This window comes from Xenorhabdus lircayensis (genome assembly GCF_016306625.1).
GTDB classification, from domain to species: domain Bacteria; phylum Pseudomonadota; class Gammaproteobacteria; order Enterobacterales; family Enterobacteriaceae; genus Xenorhabdus; species Xenorhabdus lircayensis.
Window position 1 is genome coordinate 1 of the sequence record NZ_JACOII010000061.1, and the last position, 25,811, is coordinate 25,811.

Below are 25,811 nucleotides of genomic sequence, written 5' to 3' on the forward strand. Positions count from 1 at the left end.
ATGGCGTGGTGAATGTGACTTTGCCGAATGGCCAGACGGTGGCGCTGCAATCGATCCGGGCATTGCAGGCGGAGATGGACCGGAAATTGGACAGGGGCCGGAACGGGGCGGATATTCCGAATAAACCGGAGTTTGTGCGGAATATTGGGCTGGGAAATGCGATGAAAGTGGGGGAGTATGGAATTGGCACTGGCAACATGGATGGTCAGTCATTCATTGGAGACATGGAGGATAGGGGATATAAAATAGGATTTTATTCGTACACCAACCGTACAGCCAATCTAACGGGGGACTACATTCCATTCGGCTCTGTTATCAAGACGTGTTATAACTCTCATAACCAACAGATGATTGTATTGTCAAACTATAACCTGCCTATTATGTATATTAAGAGGCTGACCGGAGGCAGCTCATGGGTAAACTATACCGTCATGACCTCCAATATGTGGACTGTGGATCCCGGCGGATATTACAAAAAATCCTCCCCCATCATCCAAATTCACCCCGACGGCACCTTTACCCCCAACGACGAATCCGAAGGGGCCACGGTTGCCAAACTTGGCACCGGTCACTATCAGGTCTCCGGGGTACTGGGCTATAACGCTGACGGGGCATGGGGGGTGCATGGCGGTATTTCCTCGCCGAAGAACAACAACGGACTGGAACTCATCTACCTTGATGACCGGGTGAAGAAGGACGGCAGCATCACCATTGAGACGTTCCACCGTCAGCACGCGCATTTGCCTGAACGGTTTCAGAACCGGCGGATAAAAGCCATCGTGGACGGCGAGAAGGTTTACTACGCTGATGGGGAACCCTGTGACATTCCCGAAGGGTGTCGCCTGGACGTCCGCGTTCAGATGCCGGCAGATTCGGTGTGGAATTTGAGGGAGAAGGTGGGTGTAGGTTTGTGACAGATGTGAAAAAGCCCTCAGAGAGGGCTGAGAAGCATTAATTTAGATTAGATTTTCTTTGGCTGCGTGGGAGAATGCGCTGTAATTGATGAGGCGTTTGCTCTTTCAATAATTCGGGCTCTTGTTTTAAAGTTACCTTGGACAGTCACAGGCTTGTTATTTTTGAATGCATCGAACAAAATATCGACTTCATCTTTGTTGATAAAGCTAAGATCAACATATAGAGCAAATGAATCTTCTGAGCCTTTTTCTCTACAGATTACTGTCAGCTTTTCAAAGGTTCGCTTAATGCTATCAATTTCCAAGACTTTTTTCGCATCTTCGCTTTGAATCTTGGGAGTTGGATTAGCTAAAAATTCATTAATTTCTTTATTATTAAGTTCTACATTTTGAACGCTTTGAATTTCTATCTTGTCAGCATTTGCAAGTGGTTTTATTACATGTTCGTACGCTTTTGAGGCTTTTGTTTCTATCTCTGGCATTATCAGAGGTTGCTTGTTATTCACAGATAAAGCCTGAATAATTCCCGCCCTAATCTCTTGCATTTGTTCAAGCTGATTTTTTTGCAATTCAATTTCTTTAGTGTTCTCTTTTTCCGCGATTGCTTCGATGGACTGCCTTTCACTGTAATTATCAAAAGCAAAGTATCCCGTAACGCAAAGCGCTGTAAAAATATAACACGCTGCTTTTTGGTTTCCAGTCATACCGTTAGTCGCCTTACTGAATGCTTCACCACAACTTACTATAAAATCCTTCAGATTTGCTAAGATTTGAGTGCAGCCGGGTTCTATTGAGAATATTATTTCGAGAGCTTCTTTATCAGCATCCTTTAAATGCCGTAAATTATCTGTATTGTACCTAATGATGCAATATGTTTTTAGAAGTTCATTGTGAAAATCTCTAAGCCCGTAACAAATGGATGATGTAAGTTTTCCTGAAAACTGCTCACCTTCACCAAACGCCTTGATTTTTATTTCATTTAGGGCCGTAAGATCTAATAACCCAACATCTATATGTTCACCTTGATTTATTTTAAGTAGTAGCGCAGTGATATCGTTTAAGTTATTGATCTTAATTGCTTCCATAATTCATTCCATAGTAAATTTTTATATATAGTCTTGATATGACTCCTATCAGTGTTAGCGCCCATACTAATTAACTTCCCCTAATATATGATCGGAATTTTCTTAATCTGTGAGATGAATTTTATAACGCGCACGTAGTTACATAAGTTATTGTTATTGAATGGAATGATGCCGATATGAAGTGATTTTTAAGGGGGATTATAGCAACAGGGACTAAGGTAACTGAACCCGAGGGAAGGGGCGGGTCATATTAAATCACCTCAATCGATTGCTGGCTTTTAAGCTATCGTCATTAAATGAATTTATTTACATTAAATCGCATGGGTAAATAACCTATATGATAAAGAAATTATCATGTTAGCGCTTTATTAATAATGAAGTGATAATAATTCTTTTGCGTAATTTCATCAAAAGGAGGCGATATGAAAGCTTTACTTGGTGTTATTTTAATGGCGTTATTTTTAATCGCAAAACCGGCTTTATCTTGGCAGAAATATGATATAACATTTTCAAATCCAGCTAACACTAGTGCTACTCACTTATCTAGAATAAATGATAAATGTATGGATAGCGCGGGTCCATTAAATTTCAGTGTTAGCAATCAATATAAGATGACCATTGAAGATAGTAACGCTGGTCTTGGCATATGCGCTGGAATACAAAAAAAGATAATCTGGGCAGTGAGTCATACACACAACCACGCCAGTACAGACCCTAAAGCTTGTTTCGTGCAACTTAGTGTTACTTATTACTGGTTTGATCATTGGCATGCAGCAATTACAAGCACCTGCGAAAATCTAATTAGCTATGCAACATGTGCAGACATGGATTGTCTTAATTATTGCTCAGATCTGAATAATTGTCACATGACAAAGATGGGAAGTGTCGGTGTTCACACACCTGATTTTATAAGTATAGGTTTTTCGAAGTAGAAATGCACTGAGATTTAAATATGATTATTTATTTCTTGATGAACTGAAACTATCGATATAAAGGTGAGATTTCTCACCTTTTAACCCCTTGATTCCATTAATCTCTGGTTTTCTGACAGAATTAAGCAAAATCAATAGGTTACGTTAAATAGGAGAATTATCCTCTTTAACCCCTCGATATCTCTTATCTCCTGCATGGTGCAGGTTTCCCGATTTCAAATCGGAAAATTCTTTCAGGCTATCGCTTCATATGTTAAAGGGCAGAAACCTGCCCTTTGGAAATTATTCTTCTTTCTGTTGCGCTAGCTTATTGAATTTGTCATGCAGAGTTTTTGGAAACAGTTCTGTATAGACTTGCCATAATATATTGAGAGAACGATGTCCCGTAACCTGCGCCACCTCCTCAATTGAGAACCCTGCTTCGAATAAGCGACTCGCACCTTCTCTGCGGAGATCATGATAGCGGAGATCTTTAATACCCAGTTCGTTGCACACCCGATGAAATCCGAGGGATATACTTGAAGGATTGTAGGGAAATATAAATTCATTATCAGATTTTGGTTGTTTTTGAGCTATATTCCATGCCTCTCCAAGTAAAGGGACGAACATATGATTACCAGTTTTTTTTCTAGGATCTTTTCTATCCCTTACAAGAACCGCTCTCTGTTTTTCGTCTATATCATCCCATCTGATTTTGCACACTTCCCCTATGCGCATGCAGGTAAGTATAGAGAAATTCAATATATCCTCATAAGGAATTTTACTCCTCCAGTGACCACTTCGTTTGCGTAGTGCTTCAGTTAGTTGCGCTAGTTCGTTTACCTCTGGTCTCCTGCTGCGTCGTTGGGCTTTGCCGATTAATCCCATTTGGGTTAAAAGTGGACGAGCTTCATGTGCGGGGTTTGAAGTATAGTTTATATCATAGATAGGCTTGGCTGATTTTAAGACCAATGACAAATAGATGACATCATGAATGATAGTGGAGGGGGCGATTCCTGTAGAGTGTCGCTGCTTGCAGTGTTCAATAATATGACTAACTGATAGCTCAGATAGCAATAATTTTGAGAGTTCACTGCGTAATAACATATTTAATATAGATTTCTTCGTTTTCCCTGCCTTTCCACCAACATTTGGATCATTAATATATTTAGATAATAAATCACCAATTGTTAAATCATCCATATCGTCATGTACAGGGATTCCATTTTGTTCCAGTTCCGCCACCCGTTTGATGCCCCATGTTTTGGCATGAGCCTGCTTTCCAAATGTGCGATTCTCCCTGTAAATATATTTGCCGCCAGATTTAACACCAACGGTGCAGCGGTAACGTATTGTGCCATCTGCACGTGGGCGTTTTTCTATACTATAGTAGGCCATTTTTAATATTTTCCTGTTCGGACTCCCCATAATAACAGGGGTGCTATTTGGGGTGCTGTTAATGACAAAATAGCCTAAAATAACCCCAAATGCACGAAAATAAGTAAAAGTAAAAGTGTATGAATTTCACTGTGATAGCAAGGTATGGTGAGGCTTTGCCGATTAGATAGGGCTATTTGTTTTTATTATCTATCCAACTATAACTTGTATAGATAAAATAATTCAATTTGCCCTTTCATTTATTTAGTTTAGTTTGTTATTATTTCATTTTAAATTGTTATGCTTGAGGCTTATACTGACCAATATGGCCGTTTCCTTATGGGGAGTGGGCTGATAAATCTAGGTGCAGGAGGATTAGATGGCTGAACAACTAGAATTCTTTGCTATTCCAAATCCTTGCCGAGGAATTTGTGAATCTGATTCCCGTGGTTTTTGCCGAGGATGTTATCGGAGCAGGGAAGAACGATTTATGTGGATGGAATCATCGAATAGTGAAAAAAGAAAGATATTGCGGTTATGTCATCAGAGATATCTAAGGACTTTAAAAATAAAAGGGGATGAAGGAGATATTATTCCGGATCAGACCGATTTATTTTAATTTTATACTGAATTGATGAAAAAATATTACTTATATGAATAATGGTTTAGGATTACCTTAAAAATAAAAAATAATACCAGTAATAAATGATATATTATTTATATTACATCTCTTTAATTTGACATAAGTCATTTCAAAATTTTGCTTCTATTGATTGGTTGAGATATTTCGATAAAAATTTCTTATCAAAGAATTATTTATTGAACAATAAAAGAGATGATTTGTTATCTGTTTGTTTTTTATGTTATTTATTCTAATTTTGGCACTCTCTGTAAGAGAAAAATGATATTAATGTAAAAATATATAGATTAGTATTTGGATGGCGGTTATTCTTATAGAACTTTAACCGAGTGGAAATGTATATATTTTGGGGGTTTGTATTTTTTTTGTTGATATTTAAAATTGCAATAGTTTAGTTGGAGGATTATTTTATACAGTTTATATAGTTGGTGGTTTAATGTGCGATTTTATTCGGTGTACCGTAGAATTTCGCTCTTTAGGGCGACGAAGATGTCAACTTTGAGTAACAAGCCAACGCGACACTAATTAGGTAATTAGCGAAATTTCTGACTCTGCTAATGTAAGCATGATATAGAGTGCGTATCCATTATTCATATGAATAAACTGATTGGATAATTCATTGATGTTATATGAGTCTCTAATTATAAGGAGGGGTAATTGGAATTGACATTGGGATCAGACCTGGCACGTTTAGTTCGTGTTTGGCGCGCTTTAATTGATCATCGTTTGAAACCGTTGAAATTAACTCAAACACATTGGGTTACTCTATACAATATTAGTCAGCTGCCACCAGAGCAGTCACAGATACAGCTCGCGAAAGCTATTGGTATCGAGCAACCATCTCTGGTGAGGACTCTTGATCAATTAGAAGAAAAAAAGCTGATTACACGGCATACATGTGTCAATGATCGACGAGCAAAAAGAATCAAATTAACCGGAGAATCGGAAACTTTTATCAGAGAAGTGGATAGTGTTATTGATTCGACAAGGAAAGAAATTTTGGGAGGAATTACTCATGATGAGTTAACTCTCCTTGCTTCTGTAATAAAAAAAATCGAAAAAAATATTAGCCAATTACATAAACAGGTAATATAAAAATTAATCGATAATAATAAAATCGCGGTCCAGATACTGGTAAGCCGCGATTTTTTAGTCTTGTGTTGCTTGAGTATTTCAAAGTGGTGAAACGGTTAGAGAATCCCCACTATCGGCAATCCTGACACGCTGCCCTCTATTGAATGCGACTCGATCCAATTTTTGTACCACAATGATATTTTTTCCGCTATCTGTACGAATTTCTAACTCAACACCTTTTGTCTGATCTATAGCGCCCTCGATTCCTTGTCCAGCCATACCACCAGCAATAGCTCCTGCAGCTGTCGCAAGCCTTTGACCAGTACCACCGCCGACCGTATTACCCAACAACCCTCCCAAAACGGCTCCACCAATGAGACCTAACATATTAGGATCACCAGCTTGATTACCTTTGATAGTGACGGGGCGTACAGACAGGATGGTGCCATAGGTTACAGCTTGAGCTTGTTTGGCTTGACCAATAGAATAAGTATCACTAGAAAGTGCTCCCATGTCTGCACAACCAGATAACGTGGTTACTACAACTGCACCAACCAGGAAACGTTTTAACATAGTCACTCCTAATTTTAATGCCCGATAGGGGGAGCTTGATAATAAACCTATAACCAAGCATTCGGCTACTATTGTTGTTAGCAGCAGATGCTATTGTTAGTAGCAGGAATAATAAATTTGCCAGCCACCAGTGCCTCATATCTACATATATAATAAATGCTCACGATGAACTCCGAAAGGAATAATTCCTGACCAAAAGTTTAGCATGTTTTGTGAAGAGCTCTCCAAAACTTAGATTTTATCTCTGATAATGAACATTAAACATATATAGTCCAAATAGATGTGTTTTATAGTTTACCCAAGATTAAATGTAATTTGCACGCTAAATGTAATCCATTCTTTAATAGGAGAATATTTATGAAGTCAGGACGTTATATTGGTGTGATGTCTGGCACCAGCATGGATGGAGTTGATGTTATTCTGGCGGAAATTAGTGATAAAGTCGTCACTCAGCAAGTGAGTTATAACTATCCTTTCCCGCAGGAACTTAAACAAAAATTACTTTCTATCTGTCAGGGGCAGCAAACGACATTATCGATGGTGGGAAGATTTGATTATGAACTTGGTACTCTTTTTGCGGAAGCCGTGCAAGGGTTACTGGATAAAGCAGAGCTGACCGCAAGTGATATTACTGCAATTGGGTGTCATGGGCAGACGGTATGGCATGAGCCAGACGGTGAAAAACCTTTTACCATGCAAATCGGTGACAATAACCGTGTTGCAGCACTTACTAATATTACAACTGTAGGTGATTTCAGACGGCGTGATATGGCTTATGGTGGTCAGGGAGCGCCTTTGGTGCCAGCATTCCATATGGCTGTATTGGGGCACCCAACAGAAAGGCGCATTATTCTGAATGTTGGCGGAATTGCAAATATCTCCGCGCTTCTGCCTAATTCTACTGTTAAAGGATATGATACTGGGCCGGGTAACATGTTGATGGATGCTTGGACATGGCGGCATAAGCAACTGCCTTATGATAAAGATGCGCTGTGGGCCAGTGAAGGAACCGTTAATGAGCCTTTACTTCAGAAAATGCTTTCTGATCCCTATTTTGCACGTACGGCACCAAAAAGTACGGGGCGTGAATATTTTAATATGGCATGGTTGGAAAAACAGCTAGCTGATTTTTCTGATGTTGTACCAGTGGACATTCAGGCAACATTGGCTGAGTTAACGGCTGTAAGTATTGCTCAACAAGTCATGTTGAGTGGTGGATGTGATCGTCTTTTGGTTTGTGGCGGAGGGGCTCGAAATCCACTCGTAATGAATCGGTTATCTGCTTCATTATCCGGTACTGAAGTGACTACGACAGACAAATATGGGCTGAGTGGTGACGACATGGAAGCTCTGGCATTTGCTTGGTTGGCATTCCGAACCATGTCTGGATTGTCTGGTAATTTACCATCAGTAACAGGGGCGGACAGGGAAACGATTTTAGGGGCGATTTACCCTGTAGTTGGATAATAATCTGTTAACAGATTATTACCTATTAACAGATAATAGTTGTTAGATAACAGTTAGCTAGCAGCATAATAATGATATGCTAATACTCATTAAGAAACCGAGAGTTAGAAATGTCAGAACATAATGAAACGGCTATCGCAGAACTACGCCGCGAATATATACGTGGTGGGTTAAGGCGAAAAGATCTTACTGAAGAACCGATTGAGCTTTTTGAGAGTTGGTTAAAGCAGGCTTGTGAAGCTAAACTCAGCGATCCGACGGCGATGTGTATTGCTACAGTGGATGAGCAAGGCCAGCCCTATCAGCGCATTGTTTTATTAAAACATTTTGACGCTCACAGCCTAGTTTTTTATACCAATCTTGGTAGTCGCAAGGCGAAGCATCTGGCTCAGAATAATCGGATCAGTCTCCACTTCCCATGGTATCAATTGGAGCGGCAGGTCAGTTTTCTCGGTAAGGCTGTGCGATTGTCTCCTACTGAGGTAGTGAAATATTTCCATAGTCGTCCAAGAGATAGCCAAATTGCGGCTTGGGCCTCTCAGCAATCTTCACGGGTTTCTGCCAGAGGAATTTTGGAAGGAAAGTTTTTGGAGTTAAAACAGAAATTCCAGAATGGTGAAGTTCCTTTGCCCAGTTTCTGGGGAGGATTCAGAGTCGAATTTGATTCGGTGGAATTCTGGCAGGGAGGTGCTCATCGTCTTCATGATCGTTTTTTGTATCAGCGTGAAGGTAATGAGTGGCATATTGATCGCTTGGCTCCTTAACAACACAACGCCCAATACAGAATGCCCTATACCGAGTGATACCTAATTACTTTCAAATTACAGCCAATAAAGTAGTGACTTGAAAGATGGGGGTATAATTACCGTTTTTAATACTGGCACTTATATTACTGGCGTTTTATGCTATAGCCCGCGATTTATAACGAGATATTTATAATACCCAATAGATTTCAAGTTACAGCCAACAGAGCAGCAACTTGAAAGATGAAAGGTATATATATTATAGGTAAAGTATACAAACCGATGGAGTCATTGATGTCTAGCAATAACCTGATTAAACAACTGCAAGAGCGGGGCCTTGTTGCCCAGGTAACGGATGAAGAGGCGTTAGCTGAGAGACTGGCGCAAGGTCCGGTTTCTCTCTATTGTGGCTTTGATCCTACCGCCGACAGCTTGCATTTGGGCCATCTGGTTCCCTTGCTGTGTTTAAAACGATTCCAACTTGCTGGGCATAAGCCTATTGCGTTGGTCGGTGGTGCGACAGGTTTGATTGGCGATCCAAGCTTTAAAGCAACTGAACGCAAATTAAATACAGAAGAAACCGTCAAAGAGTGGGTTGAAAGAATTCGCAAGCAGGTTTCGCCATTCCTCAGTTTTGATGGTGAAAATGGGGCGGAGTTAGCCAATAACTATGAGTGGTTTGGTGAAATGGATGTGCTGGCTTTCCTGCGTGATATTGGTAAGCACTTTTCCGTTAACCAGATGATCAACAAAGAAGCGGTGAAACAGCGCCTGAATCGTGATGATGTCGGTATTTCATACACTGAGTTTTCTTATAACCTGTTGCAGTCATATGACTTTGCAAACCTGAATGGAAAATACGGTGTTGAATTACAGATTGGTGGTTCAGACCAATGGGGCAATATTACTTCAGGTATTGATTTGACTCGTCGCTTACACCAGAAACAAGTGTTTGGTATGACAGTGCCACTGATCACTAAATCAGATGGAACTAAATTCGGTAAGACAGAGGGTGGGGCAGTTTGGTTGGACCCGAAGAAAACAAGCCCATACAAATTTTACCAATTCTGGATTAACACAGCAGATGCAGATGTTTACCGTTTCCTGAAATTCTTTACTTTTATGGACATTGAAGAAATTAATGCATTGGAAGAAGAAGATAAGAACAGCGGTAAAGCTCCACGTGCCCAATATGTATTGGCAGAGCAAGTCACCGGTATGGTGCATGGCGAAGTAGGTCTTGCTGCGGCGAAGCGCATCACTGAGAGTTTGTTCTCGGGGATGGTTGCTGATTTGACCGAAGATGATCTGGCACAATTGGCCCAAGATGGTATGCCAGCGGTTGAACTTGAAAAAGGGGCTGATTTGCAACAAGCACTGGTCACCGCTGAATTTGTTCCTTCCCGTGGACAGGCGCGTACCATGATCAGCTCTAATGCGGTTTCGATCAATGGTGAAAAACAATCCGAGCCTATGTATGTGTTTGCGGATGGCGATCGTTTGTTTGGGCGTTATACCTTGTTACGTCGCGGTAAAAAGCATTATTGCCTTATTAACTGGAAATAATCCATAAAGGTGATTCTTAAGGGCAACAGTAATGTTGCCCTTAAAGTATCTGACACCTTTATAAATATAAGTTATCCATGAATATAAAATAATAAACTAGGCCTTATCATGAAACATGTTCTTTCAATTCAGTCTCATGTTGTCTTTGGTCACGCGGGGAACAGCGCGGCTGTTTTTCCAATGCGTCGTATGGGAGTGAACGTATGGCCATTAAATACGGTTCAGTTTTCTAATCATACCCAATATCCTCAATGGCGTGGTTGTGTGATGCCACCAGAACATTTGACTGAAATTGCGCAGGGAATTGGTGAAATTAATAAATTAGCATCCTGTGATGCAGTATTGAGTGGTTATATTGGTTCTGCGGAGCAGGGAAATTATATCCTTGATATCGTGAAGCAGGTTAAGAAAGCTAATCCTGAAGCGTGGTATTTCTGTGATCCTGTAATGGGACACCCAGAAAAAGGATGTATTGTCGCACCAGGTGTTGCTGAATTCTTCTGTGAAAAAGCATTGCCTGCCAGTGATATGATTGCACCTAATTTATTGGAGCTTGAAACACTGACGATGCGGAAAATTGAAAATGTAGAACAAGCTATATCCGCAGCTCGTGAGTTATGTGAAAAAGGTTCTAAAATTGTATTAGTTAAGCACTTGAGTCGTGCAGGTTATCGAGTAGATTGTTTTGAAATGCTTCTGGTGACTAAAGAACACAGTTGGCATATCAGCCGCCCATTGATTGACACGGGGACACGTCAGCCAGTTGGTGTCGGTGATTTAACGAGTGGTTTATTCCTCGTCAATCTATTGAAAAGCCCATCTTTGACAAATGTAGCATTACAAGCTGCGTTAGAACATATCACCGCGGCAGTTTATGAAGTCATGTTGGAAACACAAAAGAGTGAGGAGTTTGAATTACAGCTTGTTGCTGCTCAAGATAAGATGGTTACACCAGAGCATCAATTTAATGCTGTACAAATAGACTGACGCTCAAGACTTTCAGTGAAATTATGCTTCCGGTAGCCTTTGATGTGTTGAATTACTGAATTGGTTTACCGGAAGCAGCCGCTGCTAGATTTAAATTATCCCTTCTGCTTTCAAAGCATCATGAACATGTGGGCGTTGCTTAATTTTTTGTAAATAAACACTTAAATGTCTTAATTTGGATGTATCCAGTTTGATGCTAGGCATCCAAGTGCAGGTGGTGAATAGATAAGCATCTGCTACCGTAAAATGATCACCTGCGATATGTGATTGTTTTGATAAAATACCATCAAGGTAAGTCAATTTCCCCAGCAATTTATTCCGAACAGTAGAACGATAACTTTCTGGTGTCGCCATTATGGGAGAGAATGCCCAAAAGCTTTGGTGTATTTCGCTGGCGATATAATTTAACCATTCGATTTGATGATAACGTTCTAAAGTCCCGGCTGGCGCTATTAACTTCCTATCTAATTTCTTATCAGCTATATATTGAACAATAGCCGGGCCTTCCGTGAGAATGTCCTCATTATTGAGTACCAGAGCTGGAACTTGCCCTTTGGGGTTAATTTTGAGGAAGTCGTCGCCACTTTCTGTGGTTTTATTTTTCAAATCTACCTTGATGAGACTGAAATCTAGCCCAGTTTCACGGAGGATAATGTGTGGGGAGAGTGAGCAAGCACCCGGCGTATAATATAGTTTCATATGTTGCTCCGTAATCAAAATTTTTAATATAGGGATGCAATAGAACGAAATTAATTGGTAATAGATTGTCAACTGTATCTACTTTAGCTGCACTTCAAATAAAAAAATAGTCAAATGCTTAGATGGTGTGAAGGAGGCACGATGATGTGAAAAATAAATTGATGCAAAGGGATGCAGAAGATAGAAAAGAAATAGCCCCAATCATAAAGGTATAAGCTGGGGCTATCTTAATATATCAATGAGCTATTATTTTAATTCTAACTCATTCATGGCAGCGATGCTGAAACCACCGTCAACGTGCAGGATCTCACCTGTAACTCCACCAGCCAGATCAGAGCACAAGAATGTAGCAGCATTACCAACGTCTTCTGTTGTTACAGTGCGGCGAATTGGTGTAACTGCTTCACAGTGTGCCAGCATTTTACGGAAGTCTTTGATACCAGATGCCGCAAGAGTACGGATTGGGCCCGCAGAGATACCGTTAACGCGAACACCTTCAGCACCCATTGCATTAGCCATATAACGCACATTCGCTTCCAGAGAAGCTTTCGCCAGACCCATTACGTTATAGTTAGGGATCGCACGTTCTGCACCTAGGTAGCTCAAGGTAAGCAGGGCAGATTTAGGATTCAGCATCTCACGGCATGCTTTTGCCATCGCGACGAAACTGTATGCGCTGATATCATGTGCAATTTTGAAACCTTCACGATTGACGGCATTAACATAATCACCATCAAGCTGATCAGCGGGTGCATAGCCGATAGAGTGAACGAAGCCATCGAATTTAGGCCATACTTTACCCAGTTCAACGAACAATGCCTCGATACTTTCATCTTCAGCCACGTCGCATGGCAGAACGATATTCGAATTCAGTGATGCGGCGAATTCTTCGACACGAGGTTTCAACTTGTCATTTTGGTAGGTAAAAGCCAGTTCAGCTCCTTGATCGTGCATTGCCTTGGCAATTCCATAAGCGATAGACAGTTTGCTGGCGACGCCAGTAATGAGAATGCGCTTGCCGGTCATGAAACCCATAGCAGTATCCTTATTGTTCTTTAAGTGATCAAAATAGTTCTTTGTGATCAAAATAGTTCTTTGCGGTCAAACACCAATAGTCATGGAGTAACAAAAATAATAAATATTCCCAGCATGATTACGGTGCCTATTGTGAATAAACGGAGACGATTCTACCACGCCGGAGAGAAATGTGGTGAGTTTCCCATGCTGTTCCGATCAGTGAATAAAATACATCCAGTTAAAATATTAAGTGATATCCTGCCGCCACGCTTCAGCGGACAAAGCTTCACCAAAATGGCTGGCGATCAACTTGCGTGTAATATCATGCAGTGGAGAAGCCAGTACTTCTGCTGTATTACCACGCTCGACAACGTCTCCTTGATGCATCACCAGTACTTGATCACTGATATGTTTCATCATACCGAGATGTTGAGTGACATAGATATAAGAAATACCGTGTTTTTCCTGTAACTCCAGCATCAAGTTGATGATTTGGGAGCGCATCGACATATCAAGGGAAGCCAATGCTTCGTCTGCGACAATGATTTGTGGTTGCAATATCAAGGCTCGTGCCAAAGCCACGCGCTGCTTTTGTCCTGATGCGAGCATGTGTGGATAATAGTTGGCATGATCTGGCAGTAAACCAACCTGACGTAATGTCTGGTTGATTCGTTTTTCCCGCTCGGAAGGGGACAACTCTGTATTCAGGATTAATGGCATATCCAAGATCTGACCAATACGCTGGCGAGGATTCAATGAAGTACTGGGATCCTGAAAAATCATGCGAATGCGCTGGCTGCGATAGCTGTAATCCCCATAAGTCAATTTATGACTGTTAATCAGAATTTCACCTGATGTTGGTTCAATCACTCCCGATAGCATTCTTGCCAGTGTGGATTTACCGGAGCCATTTGCACCAATGATGGCCAGTGTTTTTTTAGGTTGCAATATAAAGCTCACGGGTTTTACGGCGTCAAGATGGTGACGGCGAAATAGTCCGGTTTGATAGCGGAATGTTTTCGTCAGGTTTTTGACTTCCAATAATGTCTCAACCAATTATTATTCCTCCATATTCAAGGGGAAATGGCAGGCGAATGCATGGTTCTTAATCACTCGTAACCGTGGGGTTTCAATACAGGTTTTCTGAGCATAGGGACAACGTGGCCCCAAACGACATCCTATCGGAAGATGTTCCAATGATGGTATAGCTCCGGGCAGCGTATTGAGCCGACTCTTATGCGGTAACGGGCTACCAAAATCAGGAATTGAGCGAATCAGAGCCTGCGTATAGGGATGATAAGGTGTCACCAGCAATTCATCTGGTGTAGCACTCTCCACTGTTTGGCCGCAATATAGCACATTGATGCGTTTGACCAGCTTGCTCATCATTTGCAGATCATGACTGATTAGCAGGATTGTCATGTTGTTGTTCTGATTTAAGCTCGACAGCAAACGGAATATCTGGGCTTGTGTGGTTGGCTCCATTGCATTGGTTGGTTCATCTGCAATCAACAGTCGTGGCTGATTGGCAAGAGCAATGGCAATCATCACTTTTTGACATTCACCTTCGGTTAATTCATAAGGGTAACAGTGCATGATGTCATAGTGATCTTTAATACCAACGCGATGCAGCAGCTCAATTGCACGGCGTTTCCGCCAATTAAATCTTTGCCACCAACGGCCTTTATACGTCCATCCTGGAATAGCTTGAATAAGCTGTTTACCAATGTTTTCTGATGGATCGAGACATGATTGTGGTTCCTGGAAAATCATTGAGATATTGTGACCAATCACTTTACGGCGTTGCCGTGGTGTCAGGCGCAACAAATCAATATCGTTGAAGCGAAAACGATCGGCGGTAACATTAAGGTTATCCTTTGTAACGCCACATATCGCTTTGGCAATTAAGCTCTTACCTGACCCTGATTCGCCAGCCAACCCGAGTATTTCACCTTCTGTCAGTGAAATACTCATACGGTCAACGGCTTTGAAGGGGCCTTCTGCCGTCATGAATTCAATGGTAAGGTTTCGAATATCGAGCAATGGCATTATTCGACTCCTGCGTTAATGGCGCGGTGAAGGCCGTCACCCAGTAAGTTAACCAGCAGGACGCTCAACATAATCGCGGCTCCGGGTAGCATAACGGTCCATGGTGCAGCATAGATCAATTCCAATGAATCTCCCAGCATGGCTCCCCATTCGGGTGATGGCAGTTGTGCACCAAGATCAAGGAACCCCAACGCAGCGATATCAAGGATAGCGATAGAGAGTGCGCGGGTTAGCTCGCTGACTATCACCGCAGTGATATTAGGAAAAACAGCATAGCGTAAAATATGATAATTTGAAGCGCCATCCAAGCGTGCAGCAATAATATACTCTTTATCCAGCTCATCATGCACAGCAGTATAAATAGTGCGTACTATTCTTGGCAGCAATGCCAGCCAAACCGCAATCATCGCATGGTGTAGGCTGGCTCCGGCAAAAGCAACAACAATGATGGCCAGCAGCAATGAAGGAATAGAGAGTAAAGTATCGAGAATATGGTTCAGAACAGCAGATCTCAATCCGTGAGTCATTCCGGCAAGGCTACCAATGATTAACCCTACAATGGCAGCCGCAGCAGTCACAATTAATGCAGTCCCAAATGTAGAAGACGTGCCAATCAGCAGGCGACTGAAAATATCGCGACCGAGATCGTCGGTTCCAAGGAAAAAAGCGACATTGCCGTGATGTGACCATGACGGCGGCATAAGGTGATCCATAAATTGCTGATCAAGCCGATACGGAGCGAGTTGGTTTCCCAACAAGCTCAATGCAATTAAAACCAGTACCCCATAAAAGCCAGTCATTGCCAATATATCAGCATAGAAAAATCGCCAAATAACTTTCAATGGCGACGGCATTTTCTTTTCTTGGTAAAAGTTATCTAAGGGCATACCATTCCTTATGCTTCAGGGGGTTAGCCATCGCTCCAATAATATCTGTCAGCACATTAACTGAAATAACCAACGTTCCTACCACCATGACACCCGCTGAAATTGCGGAATAATCCTGCTGGCGAGTGGCGCTGATAAGCCAACGCCCTAAACCAGGCCAGTTAAATACTTGTTCTGTCACCATAGCTAACGTGAGCATGGTTGAAAACTGCAATCCCAGTTTGGGAATAATGGGAGGCAAAGCATTATGCAGCAGGTGGCGGCGAATGATTGTCAGCCGTGACAAACCGCGTGTTGCCGCTGATTTAATATAGTTTGCAGCTGATATTTCCTCGGCACTGTTACGCATCAAACGAATGACTTCGGTAGTGGGGGCAACGGCCAGAGTGATAACAGGCAGAATCATGTGCAGAATAACGCTCATGATCATCTCATTGCGATAAGGTGACTTTGACAGCCAGGCATCAATCAGTGCAGAACCAGTCACAGGCTCCATTCGATAGAGTAAATCAAATCGCCCTGAAACGGGCAGCCATCCCAAGTGGAGCGAAAAGAGCAGGGTTAGCAGCAGAGCCAGCCAGAAAACAGGGATGGAAAAACCACACAGGGCAAACGTGCTGATAATGGTATCTACCTTTTTGTTGCGCCAGACACCGGCGATAATTCCAAGAGGGATACCGATTAACAACGCCATGGAAAAAGAGAGAATGCAAAGCTCCATCGTTGCAGGGAGAACTTCGTATAGTTGTTCAATAATCCGCTCACCATTTATTCTGGAAATGCCAAAATCCCATTGGAGTAGGCTACGGAAATAGAATACATAGGCATCTGTCAGCGATGCACCACTTAAGGTGCCATGAGGTGTGAAGTACATCAGGCTGAAACTGATTAATGAAAGAAAAAATAACGTCACAACCAGAAGCAGCAAACGACGCAGGATATAAATAATCATTTGCTTCCCTTTTTATTTTCATCAGGAACGGAGGCTTCCTGTTCGCGGTAAACTCCACCAAAGGAGCTGTTACCAAACGGGCTCAGTACCAATCCCCTAATGTTATAACGAAATATCTGCAAGCGCATCGAATAAGCTAATGGTAATACAGGTAATTGCTGCGCGAGGATTTCTTGTGCGACTTGATAATCTTTGATGCGTGATGCCAGCTGCTGGTTTAATAAAGCCTGATGAAGTGCATCATCAAAAGCCGGATAACACCAACGGCTCAGGTTAGTTTGGGAGGAGATCGCGGCACAACTCAGTAACGGGCGGAAAAAACTATCGGGATCATTGCTATCAGTAGACCAGCCAGCCAGTGTCATGTCGTGGGTCTTATCCATCAGCTGATTTTCCTGAAAACGACCTTCGACGGGGCGAATCGACATCTTTATTCCGACTTGCGCCAAATCTGCCTGAATGAGCTCTGCCATTTTCAGAGGACTTGGATTATAGGATTGTGACGCAGTTGGAACCCATAAAGTTAATTCCAATCCGTTTAATCCCAGTTCATTTAACATCTTGTGGGCTTTTTCTGGATTGTATTCGGTGACTTCAGCTCGATTATCATACGCCCATGATGCGCGTGGTAATATCGAGGCTGCTGTTTCAGCCGTACCATAATAAATGGATTTCATCAGACGTTGGTTATTGATGGCATAAGCAATGGCTTGACGAACTTCCAGCTTATCCAGTGGTGGTTTGCTGGTATTAAATGCAAGATAAGCAATATTCATGCCGGAGCGTAATGTCTGACGCAGGTTTGGGTCATCCTGCAAAATATTCCACTGGTTGGCATCAGGATAGGCCAGCACATCGCATTCACCCGTGAGCAGTTTTGAGATTCTGCCTGTACCACCGGCTCCAGTATCTATCACAATCTGCTCCATGCTTGGTCTGCCTTTCCAATATTTATCATGGCGAACAAGGCGGATAAATTGTCCCATCTGATAATCTTCCAACATGAATGGCCCCGTTCCAACGGGTTCCCAGTCTATTTTCTCCTGCCTATTCAGTTGGTGCAATTTTTCAGCATATTCTTGGGACAGTATAGGCGCATAGTGTGTTGCCAGATGCCAGATAAAGGAAGCATTCGGGGCTTTAAGACGAAATTCGACGGTATATTTATCGATTTTTCGAATGTCCTGCACTGAATCACCAAATTGCAAACTATCGAAATAGGGATAGTGGCCACCATTGACATCATGATAATAGTGCGTTTTATCGAAGACTCGGCGGAAGCTGAAAACGACATCATCAGCGTTCATGGTACGGGTTGGTGTAAACCAAGCGGTTGTTTGGAAAGCGACATTATGGAGCAGGTGAAAACGGTAAGTTGCTCCATTGTCCAGTATTTCCCAGTTAGAAGCCAACTCAGGAACCAAACGATAGGTCAGGGGATCAACCCCCAGCAGGCGATTATAAATCTGCGCGGCAAGAGTATCCACGGTCAAGCCGCTGATGCTCATTTGTGGATTAAACGTATTCAGGTTGCCATTAACACAATAAATAAAGCCATTCTGTCGTAAAGCTGTTGAAATATGGGACAGGTTTTCCGATGTGCTGTTGGGTTTCGATTCTGGAATCGCTTTAATAGGTTCTGGAATAGCGCTCTTGGCCGCCAAAGCGGGGGCGGACAGCAATAATATAATCCAGTAAATCAAATGGCGCATATAAAAAGCCAGTCATAAAAAGAGTCCGCTATTGTAGCTTAATTAATGCTTTTTGCTCAAAAACAACGATCAGATCACGGTAATGAGAAAAATTCTCAATAAAAAGCTTTACAAATAGAATTGAGAAGTATTATCATTTGTACCGTGCTTACAGGGAGACATCTTTGAAATACCAAGTATGTAATCTCAGAAAAGGCACGACATTGCTCACATTGCTTCCAGTATTTTATTAGCCGGCTCGGGTGCCGGCTATTTTTTTATCTATCTTGTCTGACCCACTTTATGTTTAATCACTAATATGGATATTGATATGGTGTTTTTTAATTAATCCACGTAGCTGGTGGTAAGTCAGATTTAGCTTGTCAGCGGCTTTTTTCTGACTGAATTGACTTTCTGCCAATGCCTGCATGATCAAAAGCCTTTCATTATCATTTTGCCACTGCCTTAAATCGAGAGGTAATTTGGGAAGGGAATCATTGGGAATTTCACCATCAGTGGATAGTGGAATCGCAGGTTGTGAAGCAAGTAGCTGTGACGATGAAAATGGATTGATAATGATAGTATTTAATTCATTTTGATTATTGCCATGTCGATAAATAGAGCGTTCTATCACGTTTTTTAATTCACGAACATTGCCAGGCCAGTGATAAGAAAGTAATTGCTGTTTGGCTTCGTCGGTAAAACCGGGGAAAAATGGTAGGTTCAATTCACGGCACATCTGAATCGCAAAATTCTGTGCCAGTAACATAATATCCTGTTGCCGTTGACGCAGTGGTGGAATTTGAACCACATCGAATGCAAGTCTATCAAGCAGATCAGCCCTGAATTTCCCACGAGCAGCCATAGCGGGCAGGTCTTCGTTGGTTGCACAGACCAGACGTACATCTACTTGTAATGACTGATTACCGCCTACGCGTTCCAGATGACCATACTCAATGACCCGCAGTAATTTTTCCTGTACCTGCATGGGAGCCGTGGCTAATTCGTCAAGAAACAACGTTCCGCCATCTGCCCGTTCAAAGCGTCCTTGATGTTTTGAATTAGCGCCAGTGAATGCACCCGCTTCGTGACCAAAGAGCTCTGAATCAAGTAGATTTTCATTGAGCGCAGCACAATTCAGGGAAATGAAAGGGCCTTGCCAACGTGGGGAAAGATAGTGTAAGCGGCGGGCGATAAGTTCCTTGCCCGTTCCTCTTTCTCCGATAACTAAAACGGGTTTATTTAATTTTGCTAGTGCAGAGACTTGTTCCAAAATTTCAATAAAACAGTTTGCTTCACCTAATAGGTTATCAATGAACTGAGACATGGTGTTTTTCGCCAATAGTTGGTTAATTTAACTACATTAAGCTATTGGAATAAAAAGTTAAAGAAAGATTATTTAAATTATTTCAATTGGATGAGTAAACTAGAAAAGTTGGCATGTATCTTGTATCCGTTTTAACAGTACACAGGCATAACATACATACATTCTAATGAAAGAGGTTTATGACTATGGGTATTTTTTCTCGCTTTGCTGATATCGTTAACGCCAACATTTCTTCTCTGCTGGAAAAAGCTGAAGATCCACAGAAAATGGTTCGTTTGATGATTCAAGAAATGGAAGACACGCTGGTGGAAATCCGTTCAACCTCAGCCCGCACACTGGCAGAGAAAAAACAGCTTCTGCGCCGTATCAACATGGGTGAAAGCCAACTCGATGGCTGGCAGGAGAAAGCAGAGTTGGCATTGAGTAAAGGCAAAGAAGATTTGGCTCGCGCAGCTTTGATTGAAAAACAGAAAGTCAGCAGCCTGGTTGAAACATTGACAAATGAACTGTCTATTTTGGATGAAACCCTTGAGCGCATTAAAAGTGAAGTGACTGAACTGGAAAACAAATTGACAGAAGCGCGTGCAAGACAACAGTCATTGACTCTGCGCCATCAGGCCGCAGCATCTTCTCGCGAAGTACGCCGTCAGCTGGATAGTGGTAAAATAGATGAAGCAATGGCGCGTTTCGAACAGTTTGAGCGCCGGATAGATCATATGGAAGCTGAAGCGGAAGCTGTCGGACTGGGCAAACAGAAATCACTCGAACAGCAATTTGCAGAATTGAAAGCGGATGATGAAATCAGTGCGCAACTTGCGGCCTTGAAAGCTAAAATGAGTATCAAAGATTCACAATGATGACATATGTCATGCATGATGATAGTCATGTTGATGTTGAACTTATGTCATGCATAACTAAGGAAAGATAATGGGCTATATATTTCTGGGGATCCCGCTGATCATTTTTGTGCTTTTTGTTTTACCCATTTGGTTGTGGCTGCATTATAGCAACCAGAATGCCAATCGAGGTCAGTTAGGGAACAGTGAAATTCAGCGTTTAGAACAATTGACAGAGAATGCCCGGCGTATGCAGGAGCGGATCAAAACGCTGGAAGATATCCTTGATGCAGAGCATCCGAACTGGAGACAGCCATAATGTCGAATACATACCGCCGGAAACTTTACCGTCTGCCAGAGCAGGGGATGGTAAAAGGGGTTTGTGCTGGGCTGGCAAACTATTTTGATGTGCCCGTTCCGCTTATCCGCACCATCACGGTATTATCGCTATTCTTTGGGCTATTTGGCATAACGGTATTGGCTTATATTATCTTGACCTTTGTGATGGATCCCGCTCCTGAGGGATATCTGGAAGAGGGAAAAGAGAGGGAGCCATCAGCCAAAAAAATGCTGGATGAAGTAGACTACCAATTGAGAGCAGGCGAAGCACGCCTGCGTCAGATGGAACGTTATATTACTTCTGAGACTTACAGTGTTCGCAGCCGCTTTCGCCAGCTCTAGACCGTGAGCAACATTAGGCTATAACATAGAAAAATATGGGATCTGGTCAGTAACAGCCGAAATAATGTCAAGTTTTGCGTAGCAATTATGCCGATGTTACTGGCCGGATGAAACGGAGTCACGGTACCCCATTGAGGAGAAACATGAAACGATTGCAAAACGAACTGACAGCTCTCGTTAATCGTGGAATGGACCGCCACCTGCGGCTAGCGGTAACAGGATTAAGTCGCAGTGGAAAAACCGCATTTATTACTTCTTTGGTGAACCAACTACTTCATGTCCACAGTGGAGCTAGGTTGCCACTGTTTTCTGCTGTGCGTGATGGGCGCTTGCTGGGTGTGAAGCGCGTACCACAACGAGATTTTGGTATTCCCCGCTTTGCCTATGATGAAAACATTGCATCATTACACGACACCCCACCTTATTGGCCAATACCAACACGTGGAGTGAGTGAAATTCGTTTGGCTCTGCGTTATCGTTCTGAAGGCTCCCTATTCCGTTACCTCAAAGAAATTTCCACTCTTTATCTGGAAATCGTCGATTATCCAGGAGAATGGTTATTGGATTTATCCATGCTGGAACAAAGTTATTTGGCGTGGTCACGGCATATGAATGGGTTGCTGAAAGGCGAAAGAGTGAATTGGGCCAAACCGTGGTTGGAATTATGCAAACAATGTGATCCATTGGCTCCTGCTGATGAAAATTTGCTTGCCAGAATCGCTCAGGCTTATACCGATTACTTACATCAATGCAAACAGCAGGGGTTGCATTTTATTCAACCTGGACGCTTTATATTGCCGGGGGATTTAGCGGGAGCGCCGGCACTGCAATTTTTTCCATGGCCGGATATTGACAGAATCGGGGAGCTTCAATTAGCAAAAGCGGATAAATATACCAATATTGGTATGCTGCGGGAGCGTTTTGCTTATTACTGTGATCACATCGTCAAAGGCTTCTATAAAGAGCATTTTCTCCGTTTTGATCGGCAAATTGTTCTGGTGGATTGCTTGCAGCCATTAAACAGTGGCCCGCAGGCATTTAACGATATGCGACTCGCATTGACGCAGCTTATGCAGAGTTTCCATTACGGTAAGCGAACCCTTTTTCGACGTTTATTTTCGCCCTGCATTGATAAATTGATGTTTGCTGCCAGCAAAGCTGATCATATTACGGCAGATCAGCATGCCAGCCTTGTCTCTCTTTTACAGCAATTGGTTCAGGAGGCTTGGCAAAACGCGGCATTTGAAGGGATCAGCATGGATTGTGTGGGTCTAGCATCCGTTCAGGCAACAGAAAGTGGTCTTGTGATCCATGATGGTGAAAAAATCCCTGCCATTAAGGGTAATCGCTTGTCAGATGATAAATTACTGACGTTTTTTCCGGGAGAAGTACCGCAGCGTTTGCCGAATAGTGAATTCTGGCAAAAACAAGGGTTTCATTTCGAATCATTCCGGCCAAGACAAGCCAATGTTGACACACCGTTACCCCATATTCGCATGGATAGTGCGATGGAATTTTTACTGGGAGACAAATTAACATGACCGATCCCTTGAAACCGAGAATTGATTTTGACGACTTTGTGCAAACATCACCAGGGCCGTCACTGAAATTAAAAAAAGAATTCAATGATCAGGAAAAGGAGTTCTATCCAGCCATGCCAGAGCTGGAAGCAGAGGAGCAGGAAGGCGAATTGGAAGGAGCAGTGAATGCAGCACTGAAACCGAAGCGTAGCTTTTGGCGAAAAGTTTTTTCCAGCGCAGTGTTGTTGTTAGGCGTCAGTGTCATTGCACAATTCCTTCAGTGGATATACCAATCATGGCAGCAGCACGATTGGATTGCACTGGGAGTCGCCGCGGCAGGTAGCATGATTGTTTTTGCGGGAATAGGCACTGTGATAAGGGAATGGCGACGGCTCTACCATTTACGCCAGCGCACAGAAGAGCGAGATACCGCGAAAACCCTACTGCAAAGTCATGGTATTGGCAAGGGGCGTCAATTTTGCGAAAAATTAACGAAACAGGCTGGAATTGGACAGCAGCATCCGGCGTTGCAGCGCTGGCAGGCGGCAGTGCATGAAACTCACAATGATCGTGAAATCGTCATGTTATACAGCAAACTGGTTCAGCCTGTTCTGGACGCGCTGGCCAAGAAAGAGATCAGTCGTTCTGCTGCCGAATCTGCCTTAATGATAGCTGTTAGTCCGTTGGCTATAGTGGATATGGCCTTTATTGCGTGGCGGAATATTCGCCTGATTAATCGTATTGCGGCACTTTATGGAATCGAATTAGGCTATTTCAGCCGCATTCGCCTGTTTCGGTTAGTATTGCTGAATATTGCTTTTGCGGGAGCGTCAGAGTTAGTGAGAGAAGTTGGTATGGACTGGTTGTCACAGGACATTGCGGCTCGTCTTTCAGCGCGTGCAGCACAAGGGATCGGCGCGGGGCTGCTTACGGCACGTTTGGGCATCAAGGCAATGGAATTATGTCGTCCTTTGCCGTGGATTGATGGAGATAGGCCAAAATTAGGGGATTTTCGTAACCAATTGCTCACTCAGCTCAAAAGTACGTTACCGATGAAAAGCAAAAGCACAGCCAAAGATACAGATGACAAAACAGTAGCCAAATAGTGGTTACTGTCATTCCAAATTGACATCTTGCTTTATCGTAAACTTTTGCTGACAAGGGCTTCATCTATTGGACAGTAACAGGTAACATTTCAGACGGTTATGAACATCGTGTAAATAAGGTCAGAATAATGCGATTGGAAGTTACTTGTCAGGATCGAATTGGGTTAACCCGCGAATTACTTGATTTACTGGTTTTACGAAATATTGACCTGAAAGGAATTGAGATTTCTCCTGCACGTCGTATTTACCTTAATTTTACTCAAATTGATTTCAATACTTTTCGTTTATTGATGGCGGAAATTCGCCGTATCAACGGTGTGATTGATGTCAGGACGGTAGCCTTCATGCCGTCAGAGAAAGAGCACAGGGCAATGTGGACACTGCTGGAATCGGTTCCTGAACCTATCTTCTCTATTGATATGAAAGGTAATATCGAACTGGCTAATCCCGCCTCTTTGGCACTGTTTGGCCTCAGTAAAGAAAAGATCAGCCAAAAAAACATCAGCTATCTGATTAACAATCACAACTTCCTCCGCTGGCTTGAAAGCGAGCATCATCAGCCACATTCAGCACGTTTATCCATCAAAGGGCAGGATTATGAGATGGATATTATTCCTATGCAGTTAACGGATGAAAATCAGGTCGTTAGATGTGTAGGCGCCGTGATTATGCTGCGTTCTGCGGTACATGTTGAGTCGCCACTCAAAAAATTAACCGTAAATGATGATGGCGCCTTTGAACAAATCATAGCAGTCAGTCCTAAAATGGTTCATGTTGTTGAGCAGGCGCGTAAAATGGCGATGCTTGATGCACCTTTACTGCTTATCGGCGAGACAGGAACAGGAAAAGATGAATTTGCTAAAGCCTGCCATCTGCGAAGTGCGAGGGTAAAACAGCCTTTTCTGGGGCTAAATTGTGCTTCTATGCCGGATGATGTTGTAGAAAGTGAGTTATTTGGCTATGCGGCAGGAGCCTATCCGAATACGCCGGAATGCAAAAAAGGGTTCTTTGAACAGGCTAATGGTGGTACGGTTTTATTGGATGAAATCGGTGAAATGTCGCCACAGATGCAGATCAAATTGCTTCGCTTCTTGAATGATGGAACATTCCGTCGAGTTGGTGAAGACAATGAAGTTAAGGTTAATGTCCGGATTATCTGTGCCACTCAGAAGAACTTGATTGAGTTGGTACAAAAAGGGGAGTTCCGAGAAGATCTTTATTACCGGCTGAATGTTTTAACCATTACATTGCCTCCTTTACGGGAGCGTCAGGCGGACATCCTGCCGTTGACAGATTACTTTGTGGCGCGTTTTGCAGAAGAACAAGGTTTGGAAAAACCTAAATTTTCTTATGATCTGGCGCAATTTTTGTGTGGTTATCATTGGCCGGGGAATGTCAGACAACTGCGGAATGCCATCTACCATGCATTAACTCAGCTTGAGAGTAACAAATTATGTCCACAGGATATTCAGTTACCTGAATTAGAGACAGAAATGGCATTTAATGAAGATATTCTGGTGGGTTCTTTGGATGAAATCAGCAAACGCTTCGAACGTTCGGTATTGACGCGTCTTTATCGCCATTATCCCAGCACGCGTAAACTGGCCAAACGACTTGGTGTTTCTCATACAGCAATTGCTAATAAATTACGTGAATATGGCTTAAGTGGTAAAAAACACGTAGCTGAACATGAAGATAATGAATAATTA

General features: G+C 42.5%; 25 protein-coding genes. 14 read left to right on the forward strand and 11 right to left on the reverse strand.

The window, feature by feature from the left end:
* Positions 1-161 precede the first annotated feature (161 nt).
* Positions 162-914 (forward strand): phage tail fiber protein, encoded by a 753-nt coding sequence (locus H8A87_RS20055; RefSeq protein WP_232370337.1) that lies wholly within the window; start codon positions 162-164, stop codon positions 912-914.
* Positions 915-961: 47 nt separating this feature from the next.
* On the opposite strand, the gene H8A87_RS16965 is transcribed toward H8A87_RS20055, so the two are convergent.
* Positions 962-1,999, reverse strand: coding sequence for a hypothetical protein (locus tag H8A87_RS16965; RefSeq protein ID WP_198691102.1), 1,038 nt, complete (start codon positions 1,997-1,999; stop codon positions 962-964).
* Positions 2,000-2,421: 422 nt separating this feature from the next.
* Between H8A87_RS16965 and H8A87_RS16970 the strand changes: the two genes are divergently transcribed.
* Positions 2,422-2,931, forward strand: coding sequence for a hypothetical protein (locus H8A87_RS16970; protein WP_198691103.1), 510 nt, complete (start codon positions 2,422-2,424; stop codon positions 2,929-2,931).
* 282 nt (positions 2,932-3,213) lie between these two features.
* Here H8A87_RS16970 and H8A87_RS16975 read toward each other — a convergent pair whose 3' ends face one another.
* A complete protein-coding gene (locus H8A87_RS16975; RefSeq protein WP_198691104.1) occupies positions 3,214-4,308 on the reverse strand; it encodes a tyrosine-type recombinase/integrase in 1,095 nt (364 codons plus the stop codon).
* 358 nt (positions 4,309-4,666) lie between these two features.
* Here H8A87_RS16975 and H8A87_RS16980 point away from each other — a divergent pair, with 358 nt between their 5' ends.
* Positions 4,667-4,906: a DUF1289 domain-containing protein gene (locus tag H8A87_RS16980; protein ID WP_198691105.1), complete on the forward strand. Its 240-nt coding sequence runs from the start codon at positions 4,667-4,669 to the stop codon at positions 4,904-4,906.
* 678 nt (positions 4,907-5,584) lie between these two features.
* Positions 5,585-6,022: a transcriptional regulator SlyA gene (gene slyA, locus H8A87_RS16985; RefSeq protein ID WP_198691106.1), complete on the forward strand. Its 438-nt coding sequence runs from the start codon at positions 5,585-5,587 to the stop codon at positions 6,020-6,022.
* Positions 6,023-6,100: 78 nt separating this feature from the next.
* Here the strand turns inward: slyA and H8A87_RS16990 are convergent, their stop codons facing one another.
* On the reverse strand, positions 6,101-6,574 hold the full coding sequence (locus H8A87_RS16990) for an outer membrane lipoprotein (protein ID WP_198691107.1): 474 nt from the start codon (positions 6,572-6,574) through the stop codon (positions 6,101-6,103).
* Positions 6,575-6,931: 357 nt separating this feature from the next.
* Here H8A87_RS16990 and anmK point away from each other — a divergent pair, with 357 nt between their 5' ends.
* From anmK to pdxY, 4 genes are all read left to right on the forward strand, one after another.
* The gene (gene anmK, locus H8A87_RS16995; RefSeq protein ID WP_198691108.1) at positions 6,932-8,041 is read left to right on the forward strand and encodes an anhydro-N-acetylmuramic acid kinase; all 1,110 of its coding nucleotides are present in this window, start codon (positions 6,932-6,934) and stop codon (positions 8,039-8,041) included.
* Between the two features lie 110 nt (positions 8,042-8,151).
* The gene (gene pdxH / locus H8A87_RS17000) at positions 8,152-8,805 is read left to right on the forward strand and encodes a pyridoxamine 5'-phosphate oxidase (RefSeq protein ID WP_198691109.1); all 654 of its coding nucleotides are present in this window, start codon (positions 8,152-8,154) and stop codon (positions 8,803-8,805) included.
* 273 nt (positions 8,806-9,078) lie between these two features.
* On the forward strand, positions 9,079-10,350 hold the full coding sequence (gene tyrS / locus H8A87_RS17005; RefSeq protein WP_198691110.1) for a tyrosine--tRNA ligase: 1,272 nt from the start codon (positions 9,079-9,081) through the stop codon (positions 10,348-10,350).
* A 108-nt stretch (positions 10,351-10,458) separates the two neighbouring features.
* Positions 10,459-11,337: a pyridoxal kinase PdxY gene (gene pdxY / locus H8A87_RS17010; protein WP_198691111.1), complete on the forward strand. Its 879-nt coding sequence runs from the start codon at positions 10,459-10,461 to the stop codon at positions 11,335-11,337.
* Positions 11,338-11,427: 90 nt separating this feature from the next.
* Here the strand turns inward: pdxY and gstA are convergent, their stop codons facing one another.
* From gstA to pspF, 8 genes are all read right to left on the reverse strand, one after another.
* Positions 11,428-12,036 carry a glutathione transferase GstA gene (gstA, locus tag H8A87_RS17015; protein ID WP_198691112.1) on the reverse strand — a complete coding sequence of 203 codons (609 nt, stop codon included), beginning with the start codon at positions 12,034-12,036 and terminating at the stop codon, positions 11,428-11,430.
* 246 nt (positions 12,037-12,282) lie between these two features.
* A complete protein-coding gene (fabI, locus tag H8A87_RS17020) occupies positions 12,283-13,071 on the reverse strand; it encodes an enoyl-ACP reductase FabI (protein WP_198691113.1) in 789 nt (262 codons plus the stop codon).
* A 228-nt stretch (positions 13,072-13,299) separates the two neighbouring features.
* Complete coding sequence (gene sapF, locus H8A87_RS17025) at positions 13,300-14,109, reverse strand: putrescine export ABC transporter ATP-binding protein SapF (protein WP_198691114.1); 810 nt, start codon at positions 14,107-14,109, stop codon at positions 13,300-13,302.
* Between the two features lie 3 nt (positions 14,110-14,112).
* Positions 14,113-15,102: a putrescine export ABC transporter ATP-binding protein SapD gene (gene sapD / locus H8A87_RS17030; protein ID WP_198691115.1), complete on the reverse strand. Its 990-nt coding sequence runs from the start codon at positions 15,100-15,102 to the stop codon at positions 14,113-14,115.
* A complete protein-coding gene (gene sapC / locus H8A87_RS17035) occupies positions 15,102-15,989 on the reverse strand; it encodes a putrescine export ABC transporter permease SapC (protein WP_198691116.1) in 888 nt (295 codons plus the stop codon). Before sapC ends, sapD begins: the two co-directional genes overlap by 1 nt.
* Complete coding sequence (sapB, locus tag H8A87_RS17040; RefSeq protein ID WP_198691117.1) at positions 15,976-16,941, reverse strand: putrescine export ABC transporter permease SapB; 966 nt, start codon at positions 16,939-16,941, stop codon at positions 15,976-15,978. The genes sapC and sapB overlap by 14 nt, the downstream gene beginning before the upstream one ends.
* Positions 16,938-18,653: an ABC transporter substrate-binding protein SapA gene (gene sapA / locus H8A87_RS17045; protein WP_198691118.1), complete on the reverse strand. Its 1,716-nt coding sequence runs from the start codon at positions 18,651-18,653 to the stop codon at positions 16,938-16,940. Before sapA ends, sapB begins: the two co-directional genes overlap by 4 nt.
* A gap of 286 nt (positions 18,654-18,939) precedes the next feature.
* Positions 18,940-19,959 carry a phage shock protein operon transcriptional activator gene (pspF, locus tag H8A87_RS17050; RefSeq protein WP_198691119.1) on the reverse strand — a complete coding sequence of 340 codons (1,020 nt, stop codon included), beginning with the start codon at positions 19,957-19,959 and terminating at the stop codon, positions 18,940-18,942.
* 185 nt (positions 19,960-20,144) lie between these two features.
* Between pspF and pspA the strand changes: the two genes are divergently transcribed.
* The 6 genes from pspA (at position 20,145) to tyrR (ending at position 25,808) form a co-directional block, all read left to right on the forward strand.
* Complete coding sequence (gene pspA / locus H8A87_RS17055) at positions 20,145-20,816, forward strand: phage shock protein PspA (protein WP_198691152.1); 672 nt, start codon at positions 20,145-20,147, stop codon at positions 20,814-20,816.
* A gap of 70 nt (positions 20,817-20,886) precedes the next feature.
* Complete coding sequence (gene pspB, locus H8A87_RS17060) at positions 20,887-21,114, forward strand: envelope stress response membrane protein PspB (RefSeq protein ID WP_198691120.1); 228 nt, start codon at positions 20,887-20,889, stop codon at positions 21,112-21,114.
* On the forward strand, positions 21,114-21,476 hold the full coding sequence (pspC, locus tag H8A87_RS17065; RefSeq protein WP_198691121.1) for an envelope stress response membrane protein PspC: 363 nt from the start codon (positions 21,114-21,116) through the stop codon (positions 21,474-21,476). The genes pspB and pspC overlap by 1 nt, the downstream gene beginning before the upstream one ends.
* A gap of 143 nt (positions 21,477-21,619) precedes the next feature.
* The gene (locus H8A87_RS17070; RefSeq protein WP_198691122.1) at positions 21,620-23,017 is read left to right on the forward strand and encodes a YcjX family GTP-binding protein; all 1,398 of its coding nucleotides are present in this window, start codon (positions 21,620-21,622) and stop codon (positions 23,015-23,017) included.
* Positions 23,014-24,102 (forward strand): YcjF family protein, encoded by a 1,089-nt coding sequence (locus tag H8A87_RS17075; protein WP_198691123.1) that lies wholly within the window; start codon positions 23,014-23,016, stop codon positions 24,100-24,102. The genes H8A87_RS17070 and H8A87_RS17075 overlap by 4 nt, the downstream gene beginning before the upstream one ends.
* 128 nt (positions 24,103-24,230) lie before the next feature.
* Positions 24,231-25,808 (forward strand): transcriptional regulator TyrR, encoded by a 1,578-nt coding sequence (gene tyrR / locus H8A87_RS17080; protein WP_198691124.1) that lies wholly within the window; start codon positions 24,231-24,233, stop codon positions 25,806-25,808.
* Positions 25,809-25,811: the final 3 nt, after the last annotated feature.